Origin of the sequence: Daejeonella sp. (genome assembly GCF_049655485.1) — a bacterium.
Taxonomy (GTDB): domain Bacteria; phylum Bacteroidota; class Bacteroidia; order Sphingobacteriales; family Sphingobacteriaceae; genus Daejeonella.
This window is the reverse complement of sequence record NZ_JBASJU010000252.1, coordinates 1-1871: the sequence shown is the minus strand read 5'-3', so window position 1 is coordinate 1871 and position 1871 is coordinate 1. Positions and strand designations below refer to the sequence as shown.

2 protein-coding genes are annotated in these 1871 nt (G+C 39.6%); both read right to left on the bottom strand.

Annotated features, from left to right (window positions below; genetic code table 11):
• Positions 1–163 precede the first annotated feature (163 nt).
• Positions 164–1456 (bottom strand): ABC transporter ATP-binding protein, encoded by a 1293-nt coding sequence (locus WBJ10_RS10815; RefSeq protein ID WP_424290166.1) that lies wholly within the window; start codon positions 1454–1456, stop codon positions 164–166.
• 4 nt (positions 1457–1460) lie between these two features.
• A partial coding sequence (locus tag WBJ10_RS10810) for an ABC transporter permease (protein ID WP_424290164.1) occupies positions 1461–1871 on the bottom strand: 411 nt, incomplete at its 5' end.

The following is a 1871-nucleotide window of genomic DNA, read 5'->3' as shown; positions in this document are numbered from 1 at the left end:
TGTTTTACCTGATGCCTTTCAGCAAACAGGGTTTCAAACTCTTTTACTTTAGGTCCTTGTGTGATCCAACCGGAAAAAATAGGTTCCCGAAGAGCTTCCCATTCTGCCTGGCCCATACTTGGGAGTGAAATAGGAATAATACGTTTTGTCGTCATTTTTTAAATTATTGCTTTTCAATTCGCCACTCACAATTGGTCTGCACATAACCATGTACTGTTCCCCATGGGTAACTAAAATTTGTATCGATAGCCTCTGATTTGATTCTGATATTTGAAAAAGTTTCAATAAAATCGATGTCGCTTCCCGACTGATAGTTTGAAATAGCCAAACCGAACGAATATTCGCCCGGCATTATGTTTTCGTTAATGTCAAGGGTAAGTGTATACATTCCTTTTTCATTTATCGAGATAGGCTTGTAATTAGGGTCTGAATTGAACATCAAAACACGTTCACCATAAACATTGACAAGAAAAACATTTATGCTTACTTCGGGCAAGGGCTTAAATGCCTCTAAGCGTATTGATAGGGATATCTTTTCGCGAAAAGAAAATTCATTTCGCCCATGGCCTTCCTTATCAAATGGACGAAAGCTTATAAATTTGGCCTCTCCGGTTCCGTGCAATCTTAATTCTTCCGTGATTAAGCCATCAGCACTGTTAACAGCGTTATGTGATGTTAAATATTGATTGATAATATCTGTAGTTACTCCAACCGCCTGAACTTCCCCCCTGTTCAAATAAATCGATTTCGAGCATAAACCTTTAATGGCTGTCATGTTGTGACTCACAAATATAATCGTTCTTCCTGACTGACTACCAAGTTGATTCATTTTGCCCAAGCATTTTTTCTGAAACTCCGCGTCGCCGACTGCTAAGACTTCGTCCACGATTAGAATTTCCGACTCAAGGTGCGCAGCTACGGCAAATGCTAATCTTACATACATCCCCGAAGAATATCTTTTTACCGGTGTGTCAATATATCGTTCCACACCTGAAAACTCCACGATCTCGTCGAACTTATGTTTAATTTCAGCCTTTTTCATACCTAATATTGCCCCATTTAGGAATATATTATCTCGTCCTGATAATTCAGGGTGAAATCCAGTACCAACTTCTAGAAGGCTTGCAATCTTTCCCTTAATTTTAATACTGCCAGTCGTAGGCTCAGTAATTCGGGATAATAATTTCAGCAATGTGCTTTTTCCAGCTCCGTTTCTACCGATAATACCCAAAGAATCACCTTGTTGAATATCGAAGTTGACATCTTTTAAGCTCCAAACAATATTACTGGTACCCATCGAAGTTCTATCGTTTGTTTCACCAATTCTTAAAAATGGGTCTTCCTTTCCGCGCTTCAATGCCCACCATCTCTGCAGATCAGAAGAAAGAGTACCGGTGTTGATTTGACCCAACTGATACGCCTTAGAAAGATTTGTGACTTCTATAACTGTTTTCATATTACTACACTGTGTCCACAAAGCTTTTTTCTGCTTTGTTATAGAAGACAATACCGGTCAAAAAAATGACGATGGTGATAATTATACAATAAACTAACATCGGAGGTTCAACTGTGCCTTTACCTAACAGACAGAAGCGCATTGATTCAATAACAGTCGTCATCGGGTTGATCCAAATTACTAGTTTTAAAGTGCCGCTTATACTAGACAATGGATAAACCACGGGCGTCGCAAACATTAACAACTGGAGCCCAAATCCGAGTAACATTGCGAGATCGCGATATTTCGTAGCTAATGCGGCCACGATCATGCCTAGACCCAAGGCCTGAAGCGCAACCATAAGAACTAAAAATGGAAATAGTAAAACCTGCCAGGGTACATGAAAGTCTCCACCATTAAACGCGAAGTATATCAT